We start from the raw sequence: 22720 nt of genomic DNA on the forward strand, positions 1-22720 counted from the left end.
AAACATATAGTTGTAACCTTGAAAAATATTAATAATGAATTTTAATTTGGTTGTTACTTTAATCATCACTAAATTCAGGTGGGTTTATGAAACGCCAAACTAACACTGAAGATTTAATAATTGAAATTTGTCTCAAACCAAATGTACCTCTAAATATTATGTTTATCATGGATATGATTTCTGAAAATGATTTAAGAAATTTAATCATTGAAAAACCTTAAATTATTTTGGTTTGGAGGAAACTATGAGATTTGTAGCTTATTTAAGAATATCATCTTATTCACAAAGAGAAAAAGGTGACTCAATAGATGGCCAGCGTGAATATATCCAACGCTGGGCTAAAAGTAATGGCCATGAAATTGTGCATTGGTATGTTGATGAAGCGGCGAGTGCTTTCAAAGGAAGGCGATTTGTTTTTGATGTAATGCTGCATGAGCTATCTGAACAGATTATCGATGCTAATGGAGTCGTGGTGTATAGCCTATCCCGTTTTTCTAGAAACTTAAAGAATCAGCTTTTGGCTATGGAAGTTTTGGAGAAAAAAGGGATGATTTTGCAGTCTGCAAGTGAAGCTTTACCTAGTGAGCCTTCTAGTTTTAAATTTATGACTAACATATTGGGCATACTACATGAACACCAAAGCCGAGAAAACGCTGCTGTCGTATCTGACCGTTTGCGAGATACAGCAAGAAAAGGCTTCCATACAGGTGGACCATTACTTTTTGGTTATCAGTCAGTTAGCGTTAAAGGTGACACATCGAAAGAGCGTAAAAAACTTGTTGTAAAAAGTGATGAGGCAGAAGTAGTTAAAGAGATCTATTCTCTTTCAGATATAGGTCTTAATGGTAAGGGGTTAGGTGTAAAAGAAATAGCAAAGATCTTAAATGACAAGAAGATCACTAATAGAGGGAAAAGGTGGAATAAAAACACCATTCATCGGATATTAACGAACTCTGCCTATAAAGGAGAATTTGAATTTGGTAAAACCAAAAAAAACGAACCAGGTAAGAACATAATAAAAATCCCAGTGCCAAAAATCGTTTCAAAAGAATTATATAATAGAGTGCAAAACAAGTTGTCCCAGCGTCAAGTTGCGTATAACAATGTAAAGTCATTACGCTCTAGTTCATTATTGACAGGAACTCTTAGATGTCCAGTTTGCGGTTCGACGATGGTTATATCGACTGGAAAGGGTGGTAAATATAAGTACTACCAATGCAGCCTGCAAGTCAGACAAGATCCTAAGCTATGTTCATCAAAGCGTCTTCGCAAAAACGAAGCAGATAATGCCTTGAGAAAAGCTCTGTTAGAACATGTGTTTACTTATAAACACTTAGCAAGTATCTATAATGATACTTTGGAAATTGTTAAGAATAAGAAAAAAGTTAGTGATGAAAAGCTAAGACCGATTAGAAATCAAATCAGCTCACTAAAGACCAAAGTTAGAAACTTGGTAGACCTTATAGCTGACGGGAAAATTGAGCCTAATCCTGCAATAAACCGTAACATGGATGAATACAACGCTCAGATTGCCCTTTATGAGGAAAAGCTGGATAGTTATAAATCACTAGCATCAATACCCATCAAACGCTTTGGAAAAGCTCAAATTAGTTCGTTCGTGGACAATGTGCAACAATACGTGAAGGAAGCGAATGATGAGAAACTAAAGCAATTTTTGTTAGCGACGATAACAGAGGTAACAATCACCGAGCAAAAAAAGCTAGTGCTCAAAGGGAGTAATTTAACTCTACTATACCTTATTTCAAATGAAAAAGTGGGAACCGATTATTCGGTTCCCACTTTCGTCACTATATGGCGGAGAGATAGGGATTTGAACCCTAGATACGCTATTAACGTATGCCGGTTTTCAAGACCGGTGCTTTCAACCACTCAGCCATCTCTCCGTTGTTGAGGCGCATAATATAAGGCTTTGAAAATGTTGTAAACCCCTAGTTGAACTGATTGGATGTTTACTGCGCAAATTTGTGGTTTGTGTTGTTGAAATAAACAAAAACTCCCCAAAAAGGGGAGTTTGAATAGTATATGGATTGCTAGGTATTAATCGTTTTTAGAATAAAAACGCTGTAACTCAGTTAAACCTTGCATCAAAACTGGCAACTTCGGTGCATCATCTCGAAGTCGTTTGTAGTTTTTGTCATACAGCTTGTAGTTGCCAAACTTATCGATCACTGTGGTTTGTGAGCTAGTAATTAAGGCAAGCTCGCGAGTATCGCCCGCCAAGATCCAGCGACGACGACTTTCATCGAATAGGTTGCGACCACTACTGTAATCATATGGGTTGGAAGATACGCCGAGCATATCTTGCAACAGTGTAACTGAGAGGTCCAAGTGACTTGTGCTGTGATTAAATTCGCCAGCCAGCATTCCAGGCCAATGGATAACCATCGGAACTTGTAATTGATAACGGCTGTAGTTGCTGTTTGCTCCCCAGCTGTTCGTATTGGTTTCGTTAAATTCACTACCGTGATTAGAAGTGATGATTACGATGGTGTTTGTCAGTTGTCCCGTCGTTTCCAGTTCATCAATAATACCGGCGATAGTTCTATCCGCCGACTTCACTGCATATTCATAAGCTTTTTTGAATCGCTCACTTGCAGGCATTTCTTCGTCATTATTTGAAGGAATCGATTCAAAATTATCAACGGTGGTGACTTCGATGTAACTAAACCATGGCTGACTTGCTTTCTCTGCTAACCATGTATTCCAGTTTGCGATAGATTGTTTATCGGTATGAGCTTGCGTGCCATCTAGGTCTTCCGCTAAGTTCAAGTCGCGGAAAATAATTTCTGAGTAGAGATCATCTTCAAACCCACTGCCACTGAATAAACCAAAGTTGTAGCCCTGATCTTTCAGTACATCGAGCAATACTGGGGAAGCACCTTGCGCCTTGATGCTTGATGCATAACTGGTCGGTAAGCCATAGAACAAACCAAAGGCCCCGTATGTATCATTACTTGAGCTGTAATGATTACGGAAGTTCTGATTGTTTTCAGCAAACTCATAGAGGTTAGGCATCTCTTCTTGGTTCAGCGCATCCGCTCGTAAATTGTTTATGCTGATCATCAACACATTGAGCTTATTAACTCGGCGGTTAAACTCAAGCTTTTCAAGAGGGTAGTTGACTAACTCTACGTTGCCTTCGTTTTCTGCCAAACGTTTTAGGTATTCCTCACGGTCAAGTAGACCATGTTTTTCCATAAAACTCTTCGCCGTCATCGGGTAAGACAAAGGGAAGTTTGAACGCTGGCTAGTAATTGGGTTGTAAAAATACGCATCTGCCCAAATGTAAACCAAATGGCTGGTCATAAAGCTGAGGAAAAAGACGGCCGCGAGAGGGCGTCCTACGTGCTTATGAGATAGTTTGCGCTGTTTTCGCCATACCCATTCGGATAGTGCGAGTTGAATAAGGAAGATCAGCGGCATCACAACAAATAAATGTTGTAGGTCAGTGCTGAGCGCACTTTTGTCTTCGCTGAATAGTAACTCCCAGACAACGGGAGTTAAGTGCAAATTGATCGACTGATACGCTTGGGTATCAATTAATAATATGGTTTGCCCAACGGTTGCGAAAATCACTGCCACCAAACGGAACAATTTCCGCGATGGCAGGATAAACGTCAACGGGAATAGAACAAGCAAGTAAAGTGCGAAAACTAGAAAGCCAAAGTGACCAACCCAAGAAACCGCCAGATAAAACTGACCAAGTAACGTCTCGGGCCAAGGAGACTGAACAATGTAGCGTGTGCCTATCAACATCGACGCAACGATATTGAAGAATGCAAACCAGTGACCCCAACCAACTAGTCGAGATACACGTTCGCCGTATGAGTTTCCGCTGTCTACCATGTATGTGTTCTATTGTCCGTGATTAGTGTGTTTTTGGTGTTTCTAAAGAAGACATCAGCGCCTGAGCAAATTTTTCAGCAATCGCTTTGCGTTGTGAAGCAGCAACACGTTGATTTAAGACATTGGTTGCGATATTTCCGGCAATCATTAGCGTCAACTCAGGAGAAGCAGCATGTTTTTCAAGAACTGTTGCTACTTCAGCAAGAATTTTTTCTACTTGCTCGTCAGTATATTTAGATGTAATCGGCATAAAGACTCTAATAATGATAGTAAAAGCGGCTTATGATAACCTACAATGCCCATCAACTAAAACCTTGTAGCAAGATAAAATCACTATGAGTCTTCATCTTTCAAACGTTATTCTGCATCAACTGTGCAAAAACGATCAGGACGAGCTGGTTGTAAACTTTCGTCCAGCATCATTAGAGAACGATGCATCTACAGAAAACTTAGTCGCAGAGCTTCACCGAGTATTCCATTCTAAAGCTGGTAAAGGTTTTGGCGCTTTCCAGTCAGACAGCGAATTTCAATTTTGGCTTCAAGAAATGCGCAAAGGAGAGCGAGATTTTTACGACTTCTCACAAATTAGTGCAAATCGCTTGAAAGAAGAGTTGATTAAGTACCCATTTGCGGATGAAGGTATCTTGGTTTTCGCAGAGTATCAGAGTTTAGCAACGGACTACTTGTTCATCGGTATCTTACCAATGAATCAGAGTTTAAAAGTGACCGAAGGTTTGGACATCAGTGCGACAGATTACTTAGATATCACCAAAATGGATATTGCCGCACGCATCGACCTGTCGAGCTACGAGACCGACAAGGAATCCAATCGTTATCTGCAATACATTAAAGGACGCGTTGGCCGTAAAGTGGCGGACTTCTTCCTAGATTTTCTGCAAGCGGATATTGGCTTAGATACTAAACAACAAAACTTAGTGTTGATGCAGGCGGTGGATGATTTTTGTGCTGACTCGAAGCTAGAAAAGCAAGAAGTGAACGAGTACAAGAAACAAGTTTACGACTACTGCAATGAGCAAATTAAATCCGGTGATGAAGTTCAAATCTCAGAGCTTTCCGGAGAGCTTCCTCAAAGCCAAGATGGCACGAGCTTTATGGATTTCACCAAAGAGCAAGGGTACGAACTTGAAGAGTCTTTCCCAGGTGATCGTGCGACGGTTCGCAAACTGACTAAATTTGTTGGAGCTGGTGGTGGTTTGAATATTAGCTTCGATAGTCTCTTACTTGGCGAGCGTATTTTTTATGATCCAGAGACGGATACCTTAACGATTAAAGGGACGCCTCCAAATCTAAAAGATCAGTTAAGTCGCAACTAAAATCATATCGTTAAATAAAGAGAGCAAACGGCTCTCTTTTTTTATGTGAATAAGAAACATCCATAGTATATGCTTGTAATTAATGGAGATATGCGAGGGGCAAGTGTTGCTGAAGCTAAAAGAAGGAATACGGCGGTTTGTTTGGTTCTGGTTCGTTTTGTGGTGTGTTTTAGCACTTGGCATTTGGCTGCAAGCCAAACAAACGATTCAAACGATTTCGACTGTAAATGAGTTAGGAAGTAAAGTTGAAGAAGTCAGGCACTTTTTTAACTTCGATCTGCCTTACCGTGTTAAACACGTCGACCAAATTTCACTGAAACTTCAGTTGGCTTATGCAGTTCGCTTACAGCTTGAAAGTGAGTTTTCTGAAGGGAAAATCACACCAGATATCACTCAATTGCTTTATACGACCGACCGATTTTTAGAAAGTGCTCGAGCTTTTGTGAGAAGTGACAGTGAATTGGTTTCGTTAGCAGAACAGTTACGAAGCAGCCGTGCTCGAACAGAAAACTCTGAGCAAATTCAGGCAATGTACTATCGCTTAGGTGCGCTTGTTTTTGAGTCTGTCTTTAGTGACTCTGCAACGAATAGCGATACTTACCGTGACTTAGACCGACTTTTTATTGAATCAGAGACGCTCTCTCCCGAAGAGCGAAGCGCTCTTCAGCGCCAGCTTGCTCAAACCTCAAGCGCACTATCTGCTCAGGCACAGGGCAGTTATTTATCTAATCAACTGCTTAATCCAGATTTCCCGAACCAGTTAACTTCGATAAATGAGCAGTTGGAACAGAAGCTAATGACTTTTATTGTTTGGCTGTCTGTAATCAGTGGTTTGCTCCTTTTCCTCATTTCATGGGGAGCCTTCTCCCCAAAAACGATTCAACCGATACCACTACCCAGAACCGATGATAAAAAGTCAGAGCAAGTTGGCGATGATGAAAATGGAGCTAACACTGTTCCCTCAGCTCAGTCAGAAAATTTTCAAAACGTCCAAATGAACGAAAAAAGTTGTAATGAGGTGAATTCATCACAAGTGGAAGTAGTGGAACGTGAGCCGTACATAGATATCAATAAAATGTTAGATTCTCTGTCTGGTGACGAGGGCGCTGTGCGGATGTTACTGGAGGTCTTTATTCAGGACCACTCTGGCGATGGCACTAAAATGTATCAGCTGTTAGAAGAGGATAAAGAGCAAGCGCAAAGAGCCGCACACAGTCTTAAAGGGGTCTCAGGGAGTTTAGGTGCAATGCCATTGCACTGTATTTCGGGTGATATTGAACTGTTGATTAAACAAGGGCAAAAAGTGCCGGAAGAGAAGTTGGCATGTTTAGATGATGTCCTAAAACAAACCATACTTTTTGCTAATAATGTTCTCAATAGTGAAAAGATAACAGAAGCGCTAACAGATTGATATTGCTCTGACTTAATGTCATAAGAGTTGAGGTAATAAAGGCTCGAACTATATGACTTAGTTCGCTTTATTCCTGTTCTATACAATTTGTTAAAGGTGTTTTCATGTCCGTTCGCCGAATGTCTTCAATGATGTTGATAGGGCTGGTTATGATGCTTTCAGGGTGCTCCCTGCTCGAAGTCAAGATCGAGAGTCAAACCGTCCCTCTTACCAAACAAGAGCTCAATATGCGTCTTTTGACTCGTGAGTATGCGCAGCAGTTTTTTGCTCAGGTTGAGCAAGCAGCAGATGCACTACACGAACAATATGATCCTCATGATAAAGTTCATCAATCTTATATTTTACTTTGGAAGATAAATGCTGAAGAAGGCATCCAAGCTTCTGCATACCAAGTGTCCCCAATGGCTGCACTGATTGATACATGGACTTTCACGCTACAAATGGAACAGTTTTTTATTACCGCTTCTGGTAATGAGCTCTTTGCGTCTGATGAGGCCAAGTTAGTTTCCGTTTATTTAGCGAAAGAGGTAGATAAACTGGCTCAATCTTTATTGAAGAAAGAAGCATACATCAAGACACAAACGTTTGTTGCAGAGTTCGCCAAGCAGCATCCATTCGCTGATTTAAGCATGATTAGGACTCCGGCTTACCGTAGGTGGTTAGATGCAAACCAAATTAGCGAAGAGGAAGCCGTTACAACGCTAGGCACGATGCCAGAAGCACTCGGGGATGTCTCTGATCGTCTAAGTCTGGTATCAGAGCAGACACCAAAAATTATGACGTGGAAAGCGCAGTTGTTGGCCTTGAATAGCTCTGCCAGTATCGAAAAAGTCAATGCGGCGCTCAATAGTTTGCAAGTTACCGCTGATTCGATGAGGGATTTTATCGATAACAACCCAGAGTACATGCGTTATTTGGCAGAACAAATGGCGCTGGAGTTACAACCTTTGGTTGACGATATCGATCAAAGGACGGAGGCGCGTTTATCTCAGTTGGGTGAAGAACGCCAAGCTATAGAGCTGATGGTTGCCAGAGAGCGCCAAGAAATCGCACAGATCATTACCCATGAGCGCGAGAAGTTTGCTCAAGATATGGATCGAGTGTCGCAAGAGGTTGTGAATCTCGCAATGACTAAGCTGATTGAACTTGTCAAAAGTACCATCATCTACTTTATTCTGTTCATTGCCGTTATATTCTTTGCACCGCTTGGCTTGGGCTATTGGTTTGGGAAGCGTGCAGCCGTGAAAACGCTAGTCAAACAAAGCTAACGATTTGTTTTGGAAATAAAAAAAGAGCGCTTTAAAGCGCTCTTTTTTAGTATTGAATTCGAAAGGGAGGTTCTTCCTATCTCTGCGAAGTTAAGCGGTTTGCTGCTTTAATTCGCCTTCAGCTTCTTCAACTGCTTCTGCTGTTGGTTCGCACTTATCAACAAACCAACCCATGTAAGAAGTGAAGATCGTTACGATGATACATACAAAACTCAGCCACATGAACGGGGCATAAGACAGTGTAGCAACACCCAAAATACTGGCCATGTAGATACCGTTGTCACTCCAAGGGACCATACCTGAGGTTAGCGTGCCGCCAAATTCTGCGTTACGAGACAAATTCTTACGTTTGTAGCCTAGACGGTCATAGTTCTTCGCACAGATTTTTGGGGTCAGGATAAGTGAAACGTACATCGCTGAACCAAATACGTTGCCCATAAAGGCCGTACCAATTGTGCTTGTTGCCAATGAACCTGCACTTTGAACGCGTTTTTCAAACAGCTTCGCGATAGTCTCTAGCACGCCTACTTTATCTAGTAGACCACCAAAACCAAGGCCAAATACGATAACCGCTACCGACCCAAGCATTGAAGACATGCCGCCACGGTTAAGGATTGAGTCAATGAAATCTACGCCAGATGAGATTGCAAACGGAGCCCAAGCCGTGTTGAACGCGGTTAGGAAATCGACATCTTGGATCATCACTGCCCAAATAATACCTAGCAGAGAACCAAAACTGATCACTGGGAATGAAGGCATACGCATCGCTAGAAGTGACAATACGATGATCACAGGAACAAATGAGTAAGGGGTGATGTAGAACTGTTGTTCCATCGCTTTAATGACAGAGTCTACCTGGCTCATGTCAACTTGACCTGCGTAGTGGAAGCCAAATGCAGTAAACATAATGCCTGTAATAATGTAGCTAATGAGTGCTATCGGCAACATGCCTTTAATATGTTCCATCACTTCAACGTTAGACATAGATGAAGCAAGGATTACTGAATCCGATAGAGGCGACATTTTGTCACCAAAGTAACAGCCTGAAAGTACGGCACCTGCAGTGATTGGTGCAGGAACACCAAGACCTTGACCGATACCCATCATTGCAATACCTGCCGTGCCAGCCGCACCCCAAGACGTGCCAGTCGCTAGCGCAGTCAATGAACAGATGATCATGGTCGCGAGCAAAAAGATGGAAGGGTGGATTGCTTTAAGGCCGTAGTAAATAATGGTTGGAACAATACCACCAGAGATCCAAGTACCTACAAGCGCGCCAACGGCCAAAAGGATTAAAACGGCTCCAAGTCCATTGGAGATGCCATTTAGTGCTGCTTTTTCCAGATCTTTATACTGATGGCCAAGCTTTATGCCCAATATCATGACAATGAACCAACCGATGTATAGCGCTAGCTGAATCGGTAGGTCTAGCTTGGCTGTGAACGAAAATGCCAGCAGGAGAAATAAACCGAGCGAGATAAATACCTGTATCAAGCTTGGTAGGCGTGGTGTAACTTGCTTCATATGTGCCTCTGTCAATCTTGGAGCAATAGAGGAAGGCGCTCCTTGTTGTAATCGCGCATAACATACATTAACAAAAATTATATTTCGAACATTTGGTGTTTTATCTTGATGTTCGTCGGTAAAAACGTTTGCTTGTGAAATTAACTGTTAGTTTGTTTTAACTTTTTTGGTTTTAAATGTTGTGTAATGTGAAATTATTGTGCTTCATGTGTTATTTTCTCATTGAGTGGTAAGACCAATTAGGGGGCTAAAGTGCTTTCCCTACTTGAAAAATGGTTAAAACCGCAAACCAAACACTAAAAAATCTCGTGTAACCCGGTTTTTCAGAGGAAAAGGTTAAAAAACGCGCTTATTTACAAAATAGGGGTTGAGATTTTGCTGTGAAAAATTAACTATGGGGTAGGTTTTTTAATACATGGAGAGTTAATACGATGAGAGTTGGTTTAGTTGGTTGGCGCGGTATGGTTGGTTCAGTCCTTATGCAGCGTATGGTTGAAGAGAAAGACTTCGACCTAATCGAACCAGTATTCTACAGTACTTCTCAAGTTGGTATTCCTGCTCCTAACTTAGGAAAAGACGCAGGCTTACTGCAAGACGCATATGATATTGAAAGCTTAAAACAGCTTGATGCGGTAATCACCTGTCAAGGTGGTAGCTACACAGAAAAAGTTTTCCCTGCACTTCGTCAGGCTGGTTGGAAAGGCTACTGGATTGACGCGGCCTCCACGCTACGTATGGCTGAAGATTCGATCATCACACTTGATCCAGTGAACTTAAAGCAAATCCAACAAGGCATCCACGGTGGCACGAACACATTTGTCGGTGGTAACTGTACGGTTAGTTTAATGCTAATGGGGCTAGGTGGTCTATTTGAGAAAGGCCTTGTTGAGTGGACAAGCGCAATGACTTACCAAGCCGCATCTGGTGCTGGTGCGCAAAATATGCGTGAATTGATCTCGCAAATGGGCGTTATCAATGATTCTGTTAGCTCTGAACTTGCAAACCCATCAAGCTCTATCCTAGATATTGATAAGAAAGTTGCGGATACAATGCGCAGCGGCTCTTTCCCTACCGATAAGTTCGGTGTGCCACTAGCTGGTTCGTTGATCCCATGGATCGATGTGAAGCGCGATAATGGTCAGAGTAAAGAAGAGTGGAAAGCGGGCGCTGAGGCGAATAAAATTTTGGGTTCTCAAAGTTCACCTGTCCCAATTGACGGTACCTGTGTGCGTATTGGCGCGATGCGTTGTCACTCTCAAGCACTTACTATCAAGCTTAAACAAAATGTACCAATGGACGAAATCGAAGAAATCATCGCCACTCATAACGATTGGGTGAAAGTGATTCCTAACGACCGTGACATCACTGCTCAAGAGCTAACGCCGGCAAAAGTTACGGGCACAATGTCTGTACCAGTGGGTCGTCTACGTAAGATGGCAATGGGTGATGATTTCCTAAATGCTTTCACTGTTGGTGACCAACTGCTTTGGGGTGCTGCGGAGCCATTGCGTCGTACTCTGCGAATTATTCTGTCTGAGAAAGCATAATCACATCAATCCTTTATTTGATGACAAAATAAAAGAGCTCCTTAGGGAGCTCTTTTTTCATGCGTCGTCTTCCGTTCGAACGACTCTTTTGTCTGGATCGGCCAGTTCACTACCACAATGTTTACAGTAAATTGCGTCAGAGTCGTGCCCTGCGTGGGAGCAGTTTGGGCATTTCACCAATACTTTGTGCGATTGCATCTCTTGGTGCAGTTCGGCAGTGAAAATACCTGTAGGTACCGCCAAAATGGAATAACCCAGTAACATGGTGAGTGATGCAAGCCCTTTACCTAGGTCTGTTTGGGGGACCAAGTCACCATACCCAACCGTTGTGATGGTCACGATCGCCCAATAAATACTTTTAGGAATGCTAGTAAATCCGTTTTCAGGTCCTTCAATGATAAAAATCAACGAGCCGAAAATCGTTACCATAATGGCGACGGAACTAAAGAAGATAAAAATCTTTCTGCGCGCCATAAGCAGTGAACGTAAGAGGATATTGGACTCTTGGAGGTATCGGACTAACTTGAGTATGCGGAATATTCGCATCACTCGCAGCGCCCTGATCACACCCATAAACGAAGCGGATGGGAAGAAGAGTGCTAAATAAGTGGGCAAAATCGCAAGTAAATCGACGACACCATAAAAACTCTTTGCGTAGGCGGCAGGTTTGGGGGAGCAATAAAGCCTTAGAAGGTATTCAATCGTGAATAGGCCAGTAAATGTGTATTCAATAAACTTCAGCTCTTTTTCCCACTCGGCACGAACGGAGGGTATCGAATCTAACACCAGTACGATTAACGAGCTGATGATCGCGATAATGAGAGCAATATCGAACGTTTTACCAGCTTTGGTATGAGTACCAAAAATGGTGACATATAGAGTATGTTTAAGAGAGTCAGTCGTCATGACAAAGCGATCCATTGTTGAATCGCTCTATCATACAATTTTATAGAAACTCAGGCTAATCCTGGAAATAAGTTGCGTAAGCCATTCGCAATGAACTCTATGCCAAGCGCGCCCAATATCAAACCCATGATACGAGTAATGACGTTGATTCCAGTTTGACCTAAAAATCGTACGATCAATGGGGCAGAGCGGAACAATAGCCATGAACAAAGGCAGAACAAACCAATCGTAATACTAATGCCCACGGTATCGAACATGCTTGGGTAGCGTGCACCATAAACAATAGTCGAACTGATTGCACCAGGCCCTGCCATTAAAGGCATTGCAAGAGGGACCACACCAATCTGTTCACGACTGACGTATTCCGTTTTCTCTTGTTTGTTCTGCTTATCTTCCCCCAGTTTACCGCTCATCATCGAGAATGCGATGCTAAGTAATAGCAACCCGCCAGCGACACGAAACGAATCCAGAGAAATACTGAACATGTCTAACAGTAACTGACCAGCAAAAAGCGAAATGATCAGGATGATCGCAACAGCCACATTTGCTGTTGTTGCCGTATTGCGCTTTTCGTCTGGTGTCATATGCCCGGTTAGTGACACAAACACAGGCATGATACCAACAGGGTTTACTGCGGCGACCAAACCGAGAAAAAACTGCAAGAAGATAGCAAGTTCAAAAGTTTGCATGTTGCGTACTCATCAAAGTTCACATTAGTGAAAAGGAGAAGGGGTAATTTGGGCGTAATGTAAGGCAAAAGTTAGGTTGTAAGAAATGAAAAAAACTAACGCATTCCCTGCCATTTAAGTGAGAAAAACTAATTCTTTAATAAACTGTATCTAATCTGGAAAGGAAATGTTACGTATAAAGTTGCTGATAAATTGCACTGTTTTACATAAACGTTAACATTCGCACATTTTTGATAAAAACCAAGGTGGTTTGTAGAGAGATGTATTCGGTTCGATATACTCTCAGTAGCACAAAGAATTGGGCCTACATGTAATTTTGTTGGTCAAAAATGAAACTTTTTTACAGGTTGTTGTAGTTTCTTTTATTTATTTGTCCATTTGCTTCTTTTTTACTCAATAAAAAATGAAAGTTAATTTATTTGTTTATCAGTGATTTATGTCATTTTGGTGTGATGAGGCACCACTTTGGTAGTATTTAGGTGGTGAGAACTGATCCAAGTCAATTTTTTTCACACTCTGAAATATTATACTCAGTCCTGAAAGCAATTTACTAAGACGTTTGTTTTCTAAGTGACTGATAAACAGTAAAAACGATAAGTAATAGCCTTAGTAAAAAGTTTTTAATATTTGTTAATTTTAGGAGATTCCCTATGCCTGTAACTAATATGGCTGAACTAGATGCAATGGTTGCTCGCGTTAAGAAAGCGCAAGAAGAGTTCGCTACTTACTCTCAAGAGCAAGTAGATAAAATCTTTCGTGCAGCATCGCTTGCAGCTAACCAGGCCCGTATCCCGCTAGCTCAACAAGCGGTAGAAGAATCTGGTATGGGTATTGTTGAAGATAAAGTAATCAAGAACCACTTTGCTTCTGAGTTTATCTACAACAAATACAAAGACGAACAAACGTGTGGCATCTTAGAAGAGGATGACAACCTAGGTACTATGACTATCGCTGAGCCTGTAGGCATCATCTGCGGTATCGTACCAACGACTAACCCAACTTCTACAGCGATCTTCAAATCTCTAATCTCTTTGAAGACTCGTAACGGTATCATCTTCTCACCACACCCACGTGCGAAAAACTCAACTAACGATGCAGCTAAACTCGTTCTAGATGCAGCAGTAGCAGCAGGCGCACCAAAAGACATCATCGGTTGGATCGACCAGCCTTCTGTTGAGCTTTCAAACGCTCTAATGAAACACGATGACATCGCTCTTATCCTTGCAACTGGTGGTCCAGGCATGGTTAAAGCCGCTTACTCTTCTGGTAAGCCAGCAATCGGTGTAGGTGCAGGTAACGTTCCTGTTGTTATCGATGAAACAGCAGACATCAAACGTGCTGTTGCTTCTATCCTTATGTCTAAGACTTTCGACAACGGTGTAGTATGTGCTTCTGAGCAAGCTGCAATCGTAGTTGATGAAGTATACGACGAAGTGAAAGAGCGTTTTGCTTCTCACAAAGCGTATGTCCTAAGCAAAGCAGAAGCTGATAAAGTTCGTAAAGTTCTTCTTATCGATGGCGCGCTAAACGCGAAAATCGTAGGTCAGCCAGCAGCAGCAATCGCTGAAATGGCAGGCGTTAAAGTTCCAGCAGACACTAAAGTTCTTGTTGGTGAAGGTCTGGGTAAAGTATCTCACGATGACGCATTCGCTCACGAGAAGCTATCTCCAACTCTAGGTCTATTCCGTGCTGACAACTTCGAAGACGCGGTTGCTCAAGCGGTAACTATGGTTGAGATTGGTGGTATCGGCCACACATCTGGTCTTTACACTAACCAAGATACTAACGCTGATCGTATCCGTTACTTCGGTGACAAGATGAAGACAGCTCGTATCCTAATCAACATCCCGACTACTCACGGCGGTATCGGTGACTTGTACAACTTCAACGTTGCGCCATCTCTAACGCTAGGTTGTGGTTCTTGGGGTGGTAACTCTATCTCTGAGAACGTAGGTCCTAAACACCTAATCAACAAGAAAACTGTAGCGAAGCGAGCTGAAAACATGTTGTGGCATAAACTACCTAAGTCAATCTACTTCCGTCGTGGTAGCCTTCCAATCGCACTGGGCGACCTAGAAGGTAAGAAACGTGCATTCCTAGTAACTGACCGTTTCCTATTCAACAACGGTTACGCAGATGACGTAGTAAGCCTACTAAAAGCTCAAGGTATGGAAGTTCAAACATTCTTCGATGTTGAAGCTGACCCAACACTGTCTGTAGTAGAAAAAGGTGCGGCTCAAATGGCTAGCTACCAACCTGACGTTATCCTAGCGCTAGGCGGTGGTTCACCAATGGATGCAGCGAAAATCATGTGGGTAATGTACGAACACCCAGAAACTCACTTTGAAGAACTAGCAATGCGCTTTATGGACATCCGTAAACGTATCTACAAGTTCCCTAAAATGGGTAAAAAAGCTGAGCTTGTATGTATCACTACAACTTCAGGTACTGGCTCAGAAGTTACTCCATTCGCGGTTGTTACTGACGACAAGACTGGTGCTAAATACCCACTAGCTGACTACGAAATCACGCCAAACATGGCAATCGTTGATGCGAACCTAGTAATGAACATGCCTAAGTCTCTAACAGCATTTGGTGGTTACGATGCAGTAACTCACGCTCTAGAAGCTTACGTATCAGTTCTTGCTAACGAATACTCAGATGGCCAAGCTCTTCAAGCACTTAAGATGCTAAAAGAGTACCTACCATCAAGCTATGCGAACGGTGCAAATGACCCAATCGCTCGTGAGAAAGTACACAACGCAGCTACTATCGCTGGTGTTGCATTTGCGAACGCATTCCTAGGTGTTTGTCACTCAATGGCTCACAAACTGGGTGCTGAGTTCCACTTGCCACACGGCCTAGCTAACGCACTACTTATCTCTAACGTGGTACGTTACAACGCGAACGACAATCCAACTAAACAAACTGCGTTCTCTCAATACGACCGTCCACAAGCACGTCGTCGTTACGCTGAAGTTGCTGACCACCTAGGCCTAAGCCAAGAAGGTGACCGTACTGCTCAGAAGATAGAACGTCTACTAGCATGGTTGGATGAACTAAAAGTTAACCTAGACATCCCAATGTCTATCCAAGCGGCAGGTGTTGCTGAATCAGATTTCGTAGCGAAACTGGATGAGCTAGCGGTAGAAGCGTTCGATGACCAATGTACTGGTGCGAACCCACGTTACCCTCTAATCAGCGAACTTAAAGATGTATTGATGGCTTCTTACTACGGTAAAGCATTTGTTGAAGGCGAAACTTTCGAAGGTACAACTGTTATCAAGAAGAAAGCAGACCAAGAAGCAGCAAAAGCAGCACCTAAAGCAAAGAAAGAAAAAGCTGACGCGTAATTAAAAAATCGAGTGAGCAAGGTTTTCGCTAGCACGGAACCTTAATCGGGAAAAGGTTAAAGCCCCAGTCAAATGACTGGGGCTTTTTTTATTTTGGTGCAGGAGTTACATCTGGCTTGGGAAAACAGAGTTGCTGTGTATGCTTACACTTCGGTCGCAACTACTCGGCCACTGAAGTATTCATTCGCGACGATGTATGCTGTGTTGCGGACTAGTTCGTCTTGGATCTCAGCCCAGTGCCTCTCGTTGAGCTCTTCTTTTGTATGATTTACCGAGGGAATAACGCCGCCCACTCGAATGTTGAATGGTGTGAGTTCTTTTGCCCAGCTGTGAGTAAAACCTGACACCAACGCCGCCATGCTTTCAACTCCCGTAAAGTCTTCATGGTTGTCATGAGAAATGACGTTAACAATGACGCCTTTCTTGTTTCTGGCTCGAAAGCGCTCTGCTCCTACTTGGCCGTAGGTATAAAGGAAGCGTGCCGCAGACGACAAGTGATCAATGTAAGTACTCATTGGTTCTGGCGCCATTAAACCAGGCATAGGAGAGCTGGTCCAGCAATTAACAATCACATCTGGTGTCGCACGTAGCTGTGATTCTATCTGGTCAAACAATAAGTTAATGGACGTTGTGTTATCACTACACACATTCATCGCATACACTTTGTCAGTGAAAGCGCTGATTTGCTCATAGCTCGCTCTCAAAGCGCTAGAATTTTGGTCACAAAGAATCAACGTTGCTCCAAGGTGAGCAAAGTGATTTGCGCAGGTTCTTCCTATAACCGAGCCTGCAGACGTGACGAGAATAATTGATTCTTTAATATCCATAGCACCTTCACTGTATCCATATGTGAAAAACAATACACCAGTGGTTTGTGCTAATAGCATGGTTGAAATTCGTTGGGTTCAGTGTGAAAGGCTTCAAACTAACGCTTTCGAGTGAGGACTATTGTGCGGTAATTTGTAAGACGTCACATTTCTGACGTGTAGGTATTGCAAGCTATTGTATAAAAAGCAGATCTCTATGCTTTAGCTTGAATTTGATGCTGACGTTGAGCCGTCACTAGCTGATTATATAGCCCAGCATCTGGGATGAGTTGTTTGTTGCGTTCGCCCAATCTGCGTCGCTCATGACCAGATAGGTTGTGATAAACCTCCTCTGGTAGGTTGAATGTGTCTTCAGGCAGGTAAGTCAGCGCATCTGGTTTTAGGTAATGGCTCAGCTTTGCGGAAGGCAATCCTGCATCGTGAAACTGTTTCGCTTGTTCAGCTGCGAGTTCATAGCTGCTGCTATCAGAACGAAGAGCTTGAGGTTGTGATAAACCCAATTGTTGGCGAAGAATACTGTCACTGGTGATGACTTCCTGGACCTCTTCAACCGGGACCACATCGCGAACATCATTAGAGAACATAGACAGAATCAGCGAGAAATCCGCACGACGACCTTCGTGTACGGCATGGTTAATACCATTACCGAACTGAAGTTCGTTGATAATTGCAGCTTTGTCTAACGTATGAATTTGCATGATGTTCCTCGCTCGATGCTCTTTTAACGGCGTGGATAAGAAGAACTTTAGTAAAAGAGGGAATTATTTAAAGGTGCTAGGGAAGGCGAAACAAAAAAGCCCGCTAAATAGCGAGCTTTTGAATAAGACTAAATTGAACTTAGGGGGAAGTATATTACTTCGCTAGGTTCTCAGCTACGAAATCCCAGTTTACTAGAGCCCAGAAGCCGTTCATGTAATCAGGACGTACGTTGCGGTAATCGATGTAGTACGCGTGTTCCCATAGGTCAACAGTTAGAAGTGGTGTTGTACCTTCTTCTGTTAGAGGAGTAGCAGCGTTAGAAGTGTTAACGATCTCTAGAGAGCCGTCAGCTTTCTTAACAAGCCAAGTCCATGAAGAACCGAAGTTGTTGATTGCTGAGTCAGTAAACTTCGCTTTGAATTCTTCAAAAGAACCGAATGCTGCGTTGATAGCGTCTGCAACTGCGCCAGTTGGCTCGCCGCCCGCATTTGGAGCAAGACAGTGCCAGTAGAACGTGTGGTTCCAGATTTGCGCTGCGTTGTTGAATACGCCACCAGTAGAAGTCTTGATGATCTCTTCTAGAGTTTTGCCTTCGAACTCAGTACCAGGGATAAGACCGTTAAGCTTAACAACGTAAGTGTTGTGGTGCTTACCGTGGTGGTAGTCTAGAGTCTCTGCTGAGATGTGTGGTTCTAGTGCGTCTTTCGCGTAAGGAAGAGCTGGTAGTTCAAATGCCATTACTCGATTCTCCATTGATTTGAAAGGATGACCTTTCGATTGCTTCCAGTGTTTTTTATAGCTATGTCGCCTTTAAGGCTGACTTGCTAAGTATTTTAGCAAGTTTTTACTTTATTAAAACCCCGATATGAAAATATTTTAAGAGGTTAGCAGTGGTGAAGTGCTGCATTGCTCGCCAATGAGCAACCTAAAATTAAGCCTTATTAATTATATGGTTTTTATTCTGTCGTTATTGAGTAGAATGTGGCAAATAAATAAAGTTCAAACCCATGAATGAGGAAGCGATGGAAACTATCGACAAAATCAAACAGCAGATCTCTGAAAACTCAATCCTGCTGTACATGAAAGGATCACCGAAACTACCTAGCTGTGGTTTCTCTTCTCAAGCGTCACAGGCACTAATGGCATGTGGTGAGAAGTTCGCTTACGTAGACATTCTGCAAAACCCAGATATCCGTGCTGAGTTACCAAAGTACGCGCAATGGCCAACTTTCCCTCAACTATGGGTTGAAGGCGAGCTTATCGGCGGTTGTGACATTATTCTAGAAATGTTCCAAAAAGGTGAACTGCAGCCTCTAATCAAAGAAGCAGCAGCGCGCGCTGAAGATCAAGCTGAGTAATTCGTAAATACTCACATTTAGCGATAGAATACGAAGGAGCCGTACTGGCTCCTTTTTCTTTTTAGGTTAGTGGAATGAACATAAAGCTTTGTTCTGACTGCCTATCTCGTAAACCTCGCGAAGCCATGTAAAGTCCGCCTAGTGTATACAAAAACTTCAATATGCATTTTAATGCATTTTGGCGCGTAATTACGATGTATGCCGCCATCTATTTCGTAAAGTCGTTTTCAAACATCATTGCTTACAGGTCTTGACAAGGGAGTTGCTACAAATGGTATTTGGTTAAGGAATTACACTAAAGGCAATTTAAGTCCCCCAGAATTTTGAGGCCAACTTATTTCGGTACAAAATGCACTCGAAGAGTAAGCCCCATCATAAATCGGCATTGGACGCTAAAAATCAAGTTTTGGAAGGATTATGACAGTTTACAAGATAATAGATAATTTAAGAGAATTTCAAACGATCTGCTCTGGTCCCGATGAAATCGCTAGCCAGTTAGGTGACTTCGACTATTTTGAGAGGATCTTGTTACAGGCAATTAAAAATCAATCTCTGCAAGATATTTGGAAGCCTGTGGAGGTAAAGTTTCAAGATGTATTTAAGTACAATTCTCTATTGCCTGATATTAGTTTGTGGGCGCGAACATATCTTGTTTTATCTCCGAGGGCATATGAAATATTGAATGCTTATCTAACTGAACACGGAGAGTTTTTACCTGCTAACTACCAAGGTGGGCAATGGTATTTATATGCATCACTGACTTTTGGACAAGAAAACAAGAGAAAGTGCGTAGAAAAAATCGCATATGGGAGCCGAGATGGGTTAGATACCCTTGTTTTTATTGACGATGATGTTAAAGACAAAATGGTTTTCAAGTCTCGGCTAGAAGGAGCGGGCACCTTGTACTGTACAGATAAGTTTAAGGCTTTGTGTGAACAAAATCAGCTCAATGGCATCATGTTTTCTTCTAATTTGACAGATCCATTTAATTAGTGATTTTTATTAATATGAAAATACTATTTCTCTGATACTGGGGTTTGGAAGCACTGTAATGGTCGACGAGAAAATTAGCTTTCTCCTCTAAAACGCAGCTTTTTTAGGCCTGTTTCCTTCATGAAGAATGATTTGAAAAGTAACTTACCCATAGGTGGCTCCTGGTAGTAAAACATGAGGAGTTGATAGATTAATGACGGTTTATAAAATTTTCGACTGTCACAATGAATATAAAATCGTGAGCACTACGCCTAGTTCTGTAGCTAGGCAGTTAGGTGACATTGATTTAATAGAAAAAATCGTTGTGCAGCCATTAGAAAACTTTTCTTTCAAAAGTATATGGGGTGAAGTAGATATTGAGTTTGAAGATGTTCTCAAGAAAGACTCATTACTTCCTGATATCAGTTTATGGTTACGGGTTTTCTTAGTGCTTTCCCCTAAAGCTTATGCATCTTTAAAAGAGCCATTGAGCAAAGTAGGCGAGTTCTTATCGATTCGTTATAAAGGAGAGGAATGGTACCTGTATACACCGTTGGAGTTTGGGCAAGAAGATGAAGATAAGTGCGTCCAAAAAATTGAATATGGCAGCTTAGCAGGTGTAGAGGTGTTAGTATTTAATGAAAGCGACGTTGCAGAAAAGGTTGTTTTCAAGTCAAAGATGCTAGGAGCGAGCTTTCTGTATTGTACTGAACATTTTAAGAGTTTGTGCGAACAAAATGAGCTAGGTGGGCTAGAGTTCTCAGCTGACAGACTTGTTTATCTAACCTAAGATCTACAATGAAACTTAACACGCCTCGTATAGACTGGCTTTAGAGCGAATTATTAAGATAAAGCAGTTTTTCAACTTATGAGACTGTATAATTACTCCGAGATTTTGAAATGATTTTAAAGGTTTAATTATTAAAGTGGATATAAAGCTTTACTACGTGCATGACCCAATGTGCAGTTGGTGTTGGGGTTACAAACCAACGCTGGATAAACTAAAACAGCAACTGCCAGGTGTGATTCAATTTGAGTATGTGGTTGGTGGTCTTGCGCCAGATACTAATTTACCGATGCCGCCCGAGATGCAACAAAAACTCGAAGGTATTTGGAAGCAGATTGAGCGCCAGTTAGGCACTAAGTTTAACTACGATTTCTGGAAGCTTTGTACGCCAGTTAGAAGCACTTACCAATCTTGTCGTGCGGTTATTGCAGCGGGCTTTCAAGACTCTTATGAGCAGATGCTAGAAGCGATTCAGCATGCGTATTACTTACGTGCGATGCCTCCTCATGAAGAAGCCACTCACTTGCAACTAGCGAGAGAAATTGGCTTGAATGTTCAGCAATTCAAGAATGACATGGATGGCTCTTTCTTAGAGGGTGTGTTCGAAGATCAATTGAGCCTTGCAAAGAGCCTAGGTGTGAACTCTTACCCTAGCTTGGTTCTTAAAATTAACGACGCTTATTTTCCGATTGCCATCGATTACCTGTCGACAGAACCAACCTTGAAGCTGATTCGTGAGCGTATTATTGACAATATGCCAGCGCAATAACCACAGTTATGAATAACAAAAAGCCGCTCATTGAGCGGCTTTTTCGTAACTAAATGTATATCCATCCAAACGATAGTATTAAAGCACCATTGCTGCAATCCAACCAAAGATGATTAGAGGGATATTGTAATGGATAAAGGTTGGAACGACTGTTTCCCAAATGTGCTCATGTTGACCGTCGGCATTTAGACCAGATGTAGGGCCTAATGTAGAGTCAGAAGCTGGAGAGCCTGCATCACCTAACGCAGCCGCAGTACCTACCAGTGCAATCGTTGCCATCGGCGAGAAGCCGAATGCTAGCGCAAGAGGCACATAGATAGTTGCAAGGATTGGAATCGTAGAGAACGATGAACCAATGCCCATTGTTACCAACAGACCAACGATCAGCATCAGTAGTGCAGCTAAAGGCTTATTGTCACCGATGCTGGTTGATAGCGATTGTACTAGTGTTTCAACACCGCCAGTTTGCTTCATTACTGCTGCAAAACCTGCCGCTGCAATCATGATGAAGCCAATCATTGCCATCATGTGTACACCTTTAGTGAACACGTCGTGCGTCTCTTTCCATGCAATAACGCCGCCGAAAGTAAACACCATAAAGCCAGCTAGAGCACCGATAATCATTGAACCCGTGTAAAGCTGAACACCCAATGCAGCGACAATACCAAGTGCCGCAACTAAGATGTGCTTTTTATTGATGACATGATCGGTTTCGTCAACGACAGTCAACTCAGTTTCTTTGTAGACACGCGGTTTACGATAGCTAACAAAGATAGCCAGTAATAGACCAAACAGCATGCCTGCACCTGGCAGTAACATGGCGGTTGGGACTTGGCCTGCAACCACGTTTTCCAAACCGTTGTCATGTAGGTTCTTTAATAGAATGTTGTTTAAGAAAATACCGCCGAAACCAACAGGTAAGATCATGTAAGGTGTGATCAAACCGAAGGTAAGAACACACGCGACCAAACGTCGGTCGAGCTTAAGTTTCGCGAATACGCCCAAAAGAGGTGGAATCAAAATTGGAATAAAGGCGATATGGACCGGAATTACGTTCTGAGATGACATCGTGACAAGCACTAACGCCACCAACACGGCGTACTTTAAGCCAGTAGTGGAAGCGGAGTTTTCTTTACCATTTAAGCGCTTGATAACACTTTTGGCCAGTAGATCCGTGATGCCTGATTTCGAGATGGCAACAGCGAAAGTACCTAACATGGCGTAGCTTAGCGCGATAGTTGCACCGCCACCTAGACCACTTTCAAATGCGGCAACCGTATCCCCAAGGCTCATGCCTGCGACTAGGCCGCCTACGATGGCACTAAACGTGAGGGCAACCACCACGTTTACGCGCATCAATGCTAACACGAGCATGACGCACACTGATATAACGACAGGATTCATACTTT

Annotated in this window: 19 protein-coding genes, 1 tRNA gene and 1 pseudogene; 11 read left to right on the forward strand and 10 right to left on the reverse strand. The window is 42.5% G+C overall.

Features of this window, described 5'->3' with window-relative positions; all coding sequences use genetic code 11:
• Nucleotides 1–86 precede the first annotated feature (86 nt).
• Both R8N46_RS10465 and R8N46_RS25750 read left to right on the forward strand, forming a co-directional pair.
• Nucleotides 87–221, forward strand: a complete 135-nt coding sequence (locus tag R8N46_RS10465) for a hypothetical protein (protein ID WP_258508714.1) — start codon at nucleotides 87–89, stop codon at nucleotides 219–221.
• Nucleotides 222–244: 23 nt separating this feature from the next.
• Nucleotides 245–1294 (forward strand): annotated as a pseudogene (locus tag R8N46_RS25750) (recombinase family protein); the annotation flags it as partial.
• A gap of 519 nt (nucleotides 1295–1813) precedes the next feature.
• Here R8N46_RS25750 and R8N46_RS10470 read toward each other — a convergent pair.
• The 3 genes from R8N46_RS10470 to R8N46_RS10480 all read right to left on the reverse strand — a co-directional run bounded on the left by R8N46_RS10470 (nucleotide 1814) and on the right by R8N46_RS10480 (nucleotide 4117).
• A tRNA-Ser gene (locus R8N46_RS10470) sits at nucleotides 1814–1904 on the reverse strand.
• A gap of 154 nt (nucleotides 1905–2058) precedes the next feature.
• Nucleotides 2059–3867 carry a DUF3413 domain-containing protein gene (locus R8N46_RS10475; RefSeq protein ID WP_005380721.1) on the reverse strand — a complete coding sequence of 603 codons (1809 nt, stop codon included), beginning with the start codon at nucleotides 3865–3867 and terminating at the stop codon, nucleotides 2059–2061.
• A gap of 22 nt (nucleotides 3868–3889) precedes the next feature.
• Nucleotides 3890–4117: a YejL family protein gene (locus tag R8N46_RS10480; protein WP_005380722.1), complete on the reverse strand. Its 228-nt coding sequence runs from the start codon at nucleotides 4115–4117 to the stop codon at nucleotides 3890–3892.
• Between the two features lie 85 nt (nucleotides 4118–4202).
• On the opposite strand from R8N46_RS10480, the gene yejK reads away from it, so the two are divergent.
• The 3 genes from yejK (at nucleotide 4203) to R8N46_RS10495 (ending at nucleotide 7880) form a co-directional block, all read left to right on the forward strand.
• Nucleotides 4203–5201 (forward strand): nucleoid-associated protein YejK, encoded by a 999-nt coding sequence (yejK, locus tag R8N46_RS10485; RefSeq protein ID WP_005380723.1) that lies wholly within the window; start codon nucleotides 4203–4205, stop codon nucleotides 5199–5201.
• Between the two features lie 82 nt (nucleotides 5202–5283).
• Entirely contained in the window at nucleotides 5284–6612 is a 1329-nt protein-coding gene (locus R8N46_RS10490; RefSeq protein WP_031812878.1) for an Hpt domain-containing protein, read from the forward strand.
• 104 nt (nucleotides 6613–6716) lie between these two features.
• Nucleotides 6717–7880 carry a chemotaxis protein gene (locus tag R8N46_RS10495; RefSeq protein WP_115386214.1) on the forward strand — a complete coding sequence of 388 codons (1164 nt, stop codon included), beginning with the start codon at nucleotides 6717–6719 and terminating at the stop codon, nucleotides 7878–7880.
• Nucleotides 7881–7970: 90 nt separating this feature from the next.
• On the opposite strand, the gene nhaC is transcribed toward R8N46_RS10495, so the two are convergent.
• The gene (gene nhaC / locus R8N46_RS10500) at nucleotides 7971–9404 is read right to left on the reverse strand and encodes a Na+/H+ antiporter NhaC (RefSeq protein WP_005380726.1); all 1434 of its coding nucleotides are present in this window, start codon (nucleotides 9402–9404) and stop codon (nucleotides 7971–7973) included.
• A 431-nt stretch (nucleotides 9405–9835) separates the two neighbouring features.
• Between nhaC and asd the strand changes: the two genes are divergently transcribed.
• Nucleotides 9836–10951 carry an aspartate-semialdehyde dehydrogenase gene (gene asd, locus R8N46_RS10505; RefSeq protein WP_005380727.1) on the forward strand — a complete coding sequence of 372 codons (1116 nt, stop codon included), beginning with the start codon at nucleotides 9836–9838 and terminating at the stop codon, nucleotides 10949–10951.
• Nucleotides 10952–11008: 57 nt separating this feature from the next.
• Here the strand turns inward: asd and R8N46_RS10510 are convergent, their stop codons facing one another.
• Nucleotides 11009–11872, reverse strand: a complete 864-nt coding sequence (locus tag R8N46_RS10510; RefSeq protein ID WP_005380728.1) for an ion transporter — start codon at nucleotides 11870–11872, stop codon at nucleotides 11009–11011.
• A 35-nt stretch (nucleotides 11873–11907) separates the two neighbouring features.
• Nucleotides 11908–12546 (reverse strand): YchE family NAAT transporter, encoded by a 639-nt coding sequence (locus R8N46_RS10515; protein ID WP_005380729.1) that lies wholly within the window; start codon nucleotides 12544–12546, stop codon nucleotides 11908–11910.
• Nucleotides 12547–13196: 650 nt separating this feature from the next.
• On the opposite strand from R8N46_RS10515, the gene adhE reads away from it, so the two are divergent.
• Nucleotides 13197–15899, forward strand: coding sequence for a bifunctional acetaldehyde-CoA/alcohol dehydrogenase (gene adhE, locus R8N46_RS10520; RefSeq protein ID WP_005380731.1), 2703 nt, complete (start codon nucleotides 13197–13199; stop codon nucleotides 15897–15899).
• A 143-nt stretch (nucleotides 15900–16042) separates the two neighbouring features.
• Here the strand turns inward: adhE and R8N46_RS10525 are convergent, their stop codons facing one another.
• The 3 genes from R8N46_RS10525 to sodB form a co-directional block, all read right to left on the reverse strand.
• Nucleotides 16043–16786 (reverse strand): SDR family oxidoreductase, encoded by a 744-nt coding sequence (locus R8N46_RS10525; RefSeq protein WP_005380732.1) that lies wholly within the window; start codon nucleotides 16784–16786, stop codon nucleotides 16043–16045.
• 134 nt (nucleotides 16787–16920) lie between these two features.
• Nucleotides 16921–17424 (reverse strand): VC2046/SO_2500 family protein, encoded by a 504-nt coding sequence (locus R8N46_RS10530; protein WP_033907342.1) that lies wholly within the window; start codon nucleotides 17422–17424, stop codon nucleotides 16921–16923.
• A 154-nt stretch (nucleotides 17425–17578) separates the two neighbouring features.
• Entirely contained in the window at nucleotides 17579–18163 is a 585-nt protein-coding gene (sodB, locus tag R8N46_RS10535; protein WP_005396533.1) for a superoxide dismutase [Fe], read from the reverse strand.
• A 284-nt stretch (nucleotides 18164–18447) separates the two neighbouring features.
• Between sodB and R8N46_RS10540 the strand changes: the two genes are divergently transcribed.
• The 4 genes from R8N46_RS10540 (at nucleotide 18448) to R8N46_RS10555 (ending at nucleotide 21311) form a co-directional block, all read left to right on the forward strand.
• A complete protein-coding gene (locus R8N46_RS10540; RefSeq protein ID WP_017635833.1) occupies nucleotides 18448–18783 on the forward strand; it encodes a Grx4 family monothiol glutaredoxin in 336 nt (111 codons plus the stop codon).
• Between the two features lie 417 nt (nucleotides 18784–19200).
• Nucleotides 19201–19776, forward strand: coding sequence for a hypothetical protein (locus R8N46_RS10545; protein ID WP_053349607.1), 576 nt, complete (start codon nucleotides 19201–19203; stop codon nucleotides 19774–19776).
• Between the two features lie 193 nt (nucleotides 19777–19969).
• Nucleotides 19970–20545 (forward strand): hypothetical protein, encoded by a 576-nt coding sequence (locus R8N46_RS10550; protein WP_065274720.1) that lies wholly within the window; start codon nucleotides 19970–19972, stop codon nucleotides 20543–20545.
• 136 nt (nucleotides 20546–20681) lie between these two features.
• Nucleotides 20682–21311 (forward strand): DsbA family protein, encoded by a 630-nt coding sequence (locus R8N46_RS10555; RefSeq protein ID WP_053304219.1) that lies wholly within the window; start codon nucleotides 20682–20684, stop codon nucleotides 21309–21311.
• A 78-nt stretch (nucleotides 21312–21389) separates the two neighbouring features.
• Here the strand turns inward: R8N46_RS10555 and R8N46_RS10560 are convergent, their stop codons facing one another.
• Nucleotides 21390–22715 (reverse strand): Na+/H+ antiporter family protein, encoded by a 1326-nt coding sequence (locus R8N46_RS10560; RefSeq protein ID WP_025767202.1) that lies wholly within the window; start codon nucleotides 22713–22715, stop codon nucleotides 21390–21392.
• Nucleotides 22716–22720 lie beyond the last annotated feature (5 nt).

This window comes from Vibrio sp. 1874, from assembly GCF_033344395.1.
GTDB lineage: Bacteria > Pseudomonadota > Gammaproteobacteria > Enterobacterales > Vibrionaceae > Vibrio > Vibrio alginolyticus.

Coding starts and splice junctions, on each gene's coding strand:
- R8N46_RS10525 (WP_005380732.1), bottom strand. CDS start 16,786: ATGCTATTAGCACAAACCACTGGTGTATTGTTTTTCACATATGGATAC.
- R8N46_RS10560 (WP_025767202.1), bottom strand. CDS start 22,715: ATGAATCCTGTCGTTATATCAGTGTGCGTCATGCTCGTGTTAGCATTG.
- nhaC (WP_005380726.1), bottom strand. CDS start 9,404: ATGAAGCAAGTTACACCACGCCTACCAAGCTTGATACAGGTATTTATC.
- R8N46_RS10540 (WP_017635833.1), top strand. CDS start 18,448: ATGGAAACTATCGACAAAATCAAACAGCAGATCTCTGAAAACTCAATC.
- yejK (WP_005380723.1), top strand. CDS start 4,203: ATGAGTCTTCATCTTTCAAACGTTATTCTGCATCAACTGTGCAAAAAC.
- R8N46_RS10480 (WP_005380722.1), bottom strand. CDS start 4,117: ATGCCGATTACATCTAAATATACTGACGAGCAAGTAGAAAAAATTCTT.
- R8N46_RS10475 (WP_005380721.1), bottom strand. CDS start 3,867: ATGGTAGACAGCGGAAACTCATACGGCGAACGTGTATCTCGACTAGTT.
- R8N46_RS10545 (WP_053349607.1), top strand. CDS start 19,201: ATGACAGTTTACAAGATAATAGATAATTTAAGAGAATTTCAAACGATC.
- R8N46_RS10495 (WP_115386214.1), top strand. CDS start 6,717: ATGTCCGTTCGCCGAATGTCTTCAATGATGTTGATAGGGCTGGTTATG.
- sodB (WP_005396533.1), bottom strand. CDS start 18,163: ATGGCATTTGAACTACCAGCTCTTCCTTACGCGAAAGACGCACTAGAA.
- R8N46_RS10550 (WP_065274720.1), top strand. CDS start 19,970: ATGACGGTTTATAAAATTTTCGACTGTCACAATGAATATAAAATCGTG.
- R8N46_RS10515 (WP_005380729.1), bottom strand. CDS start 12,546: ATGCAAACTTTTGAACTTGCTATCTTCTTGCAGTTTTTTCTCGGTTTG.
- R8N46_RS10465 (WP_258508714.1), top strand. CDS start 87: ATGAAACGCCAAACTAACACTGAAGATTTAATAATTGAAATTTGTCTC.
- R8N46_RS10490 (WP_031812878.1), top strand. CDS start 5,284: ATGGAGATATGCGAGGGGCAAGTGTTGCTGAAGCTAAAAGAAGGAATA.
- R8N46_RS10530 (WP_033907342.1), bottom strand. CDS start 17,424: ATGCAAATTCATACGTTAGACAAAGCTGCAATTATCAACGAACTTCAG.
- adhE (WP_005380731.1), top strand. CDS start 13,197: ATGCCTGTAACTAATATGGCTGAACTAGATGCAATGGTTGCTCGCGTT.
- asd (WP_005380727.1), top strand. CDS start 9,836: ATGAGAGTTGGTTTAGTTGGTTGGCGCGGTATGGTTGGTTCAGTCCTT.
- R8N46_RS10510 (WP_005380728.1), bottom strand. CDS start 11,872: ATGGATCGCTTTGTCATGACGACTGACTCTCTTAAACATACTCTATAT.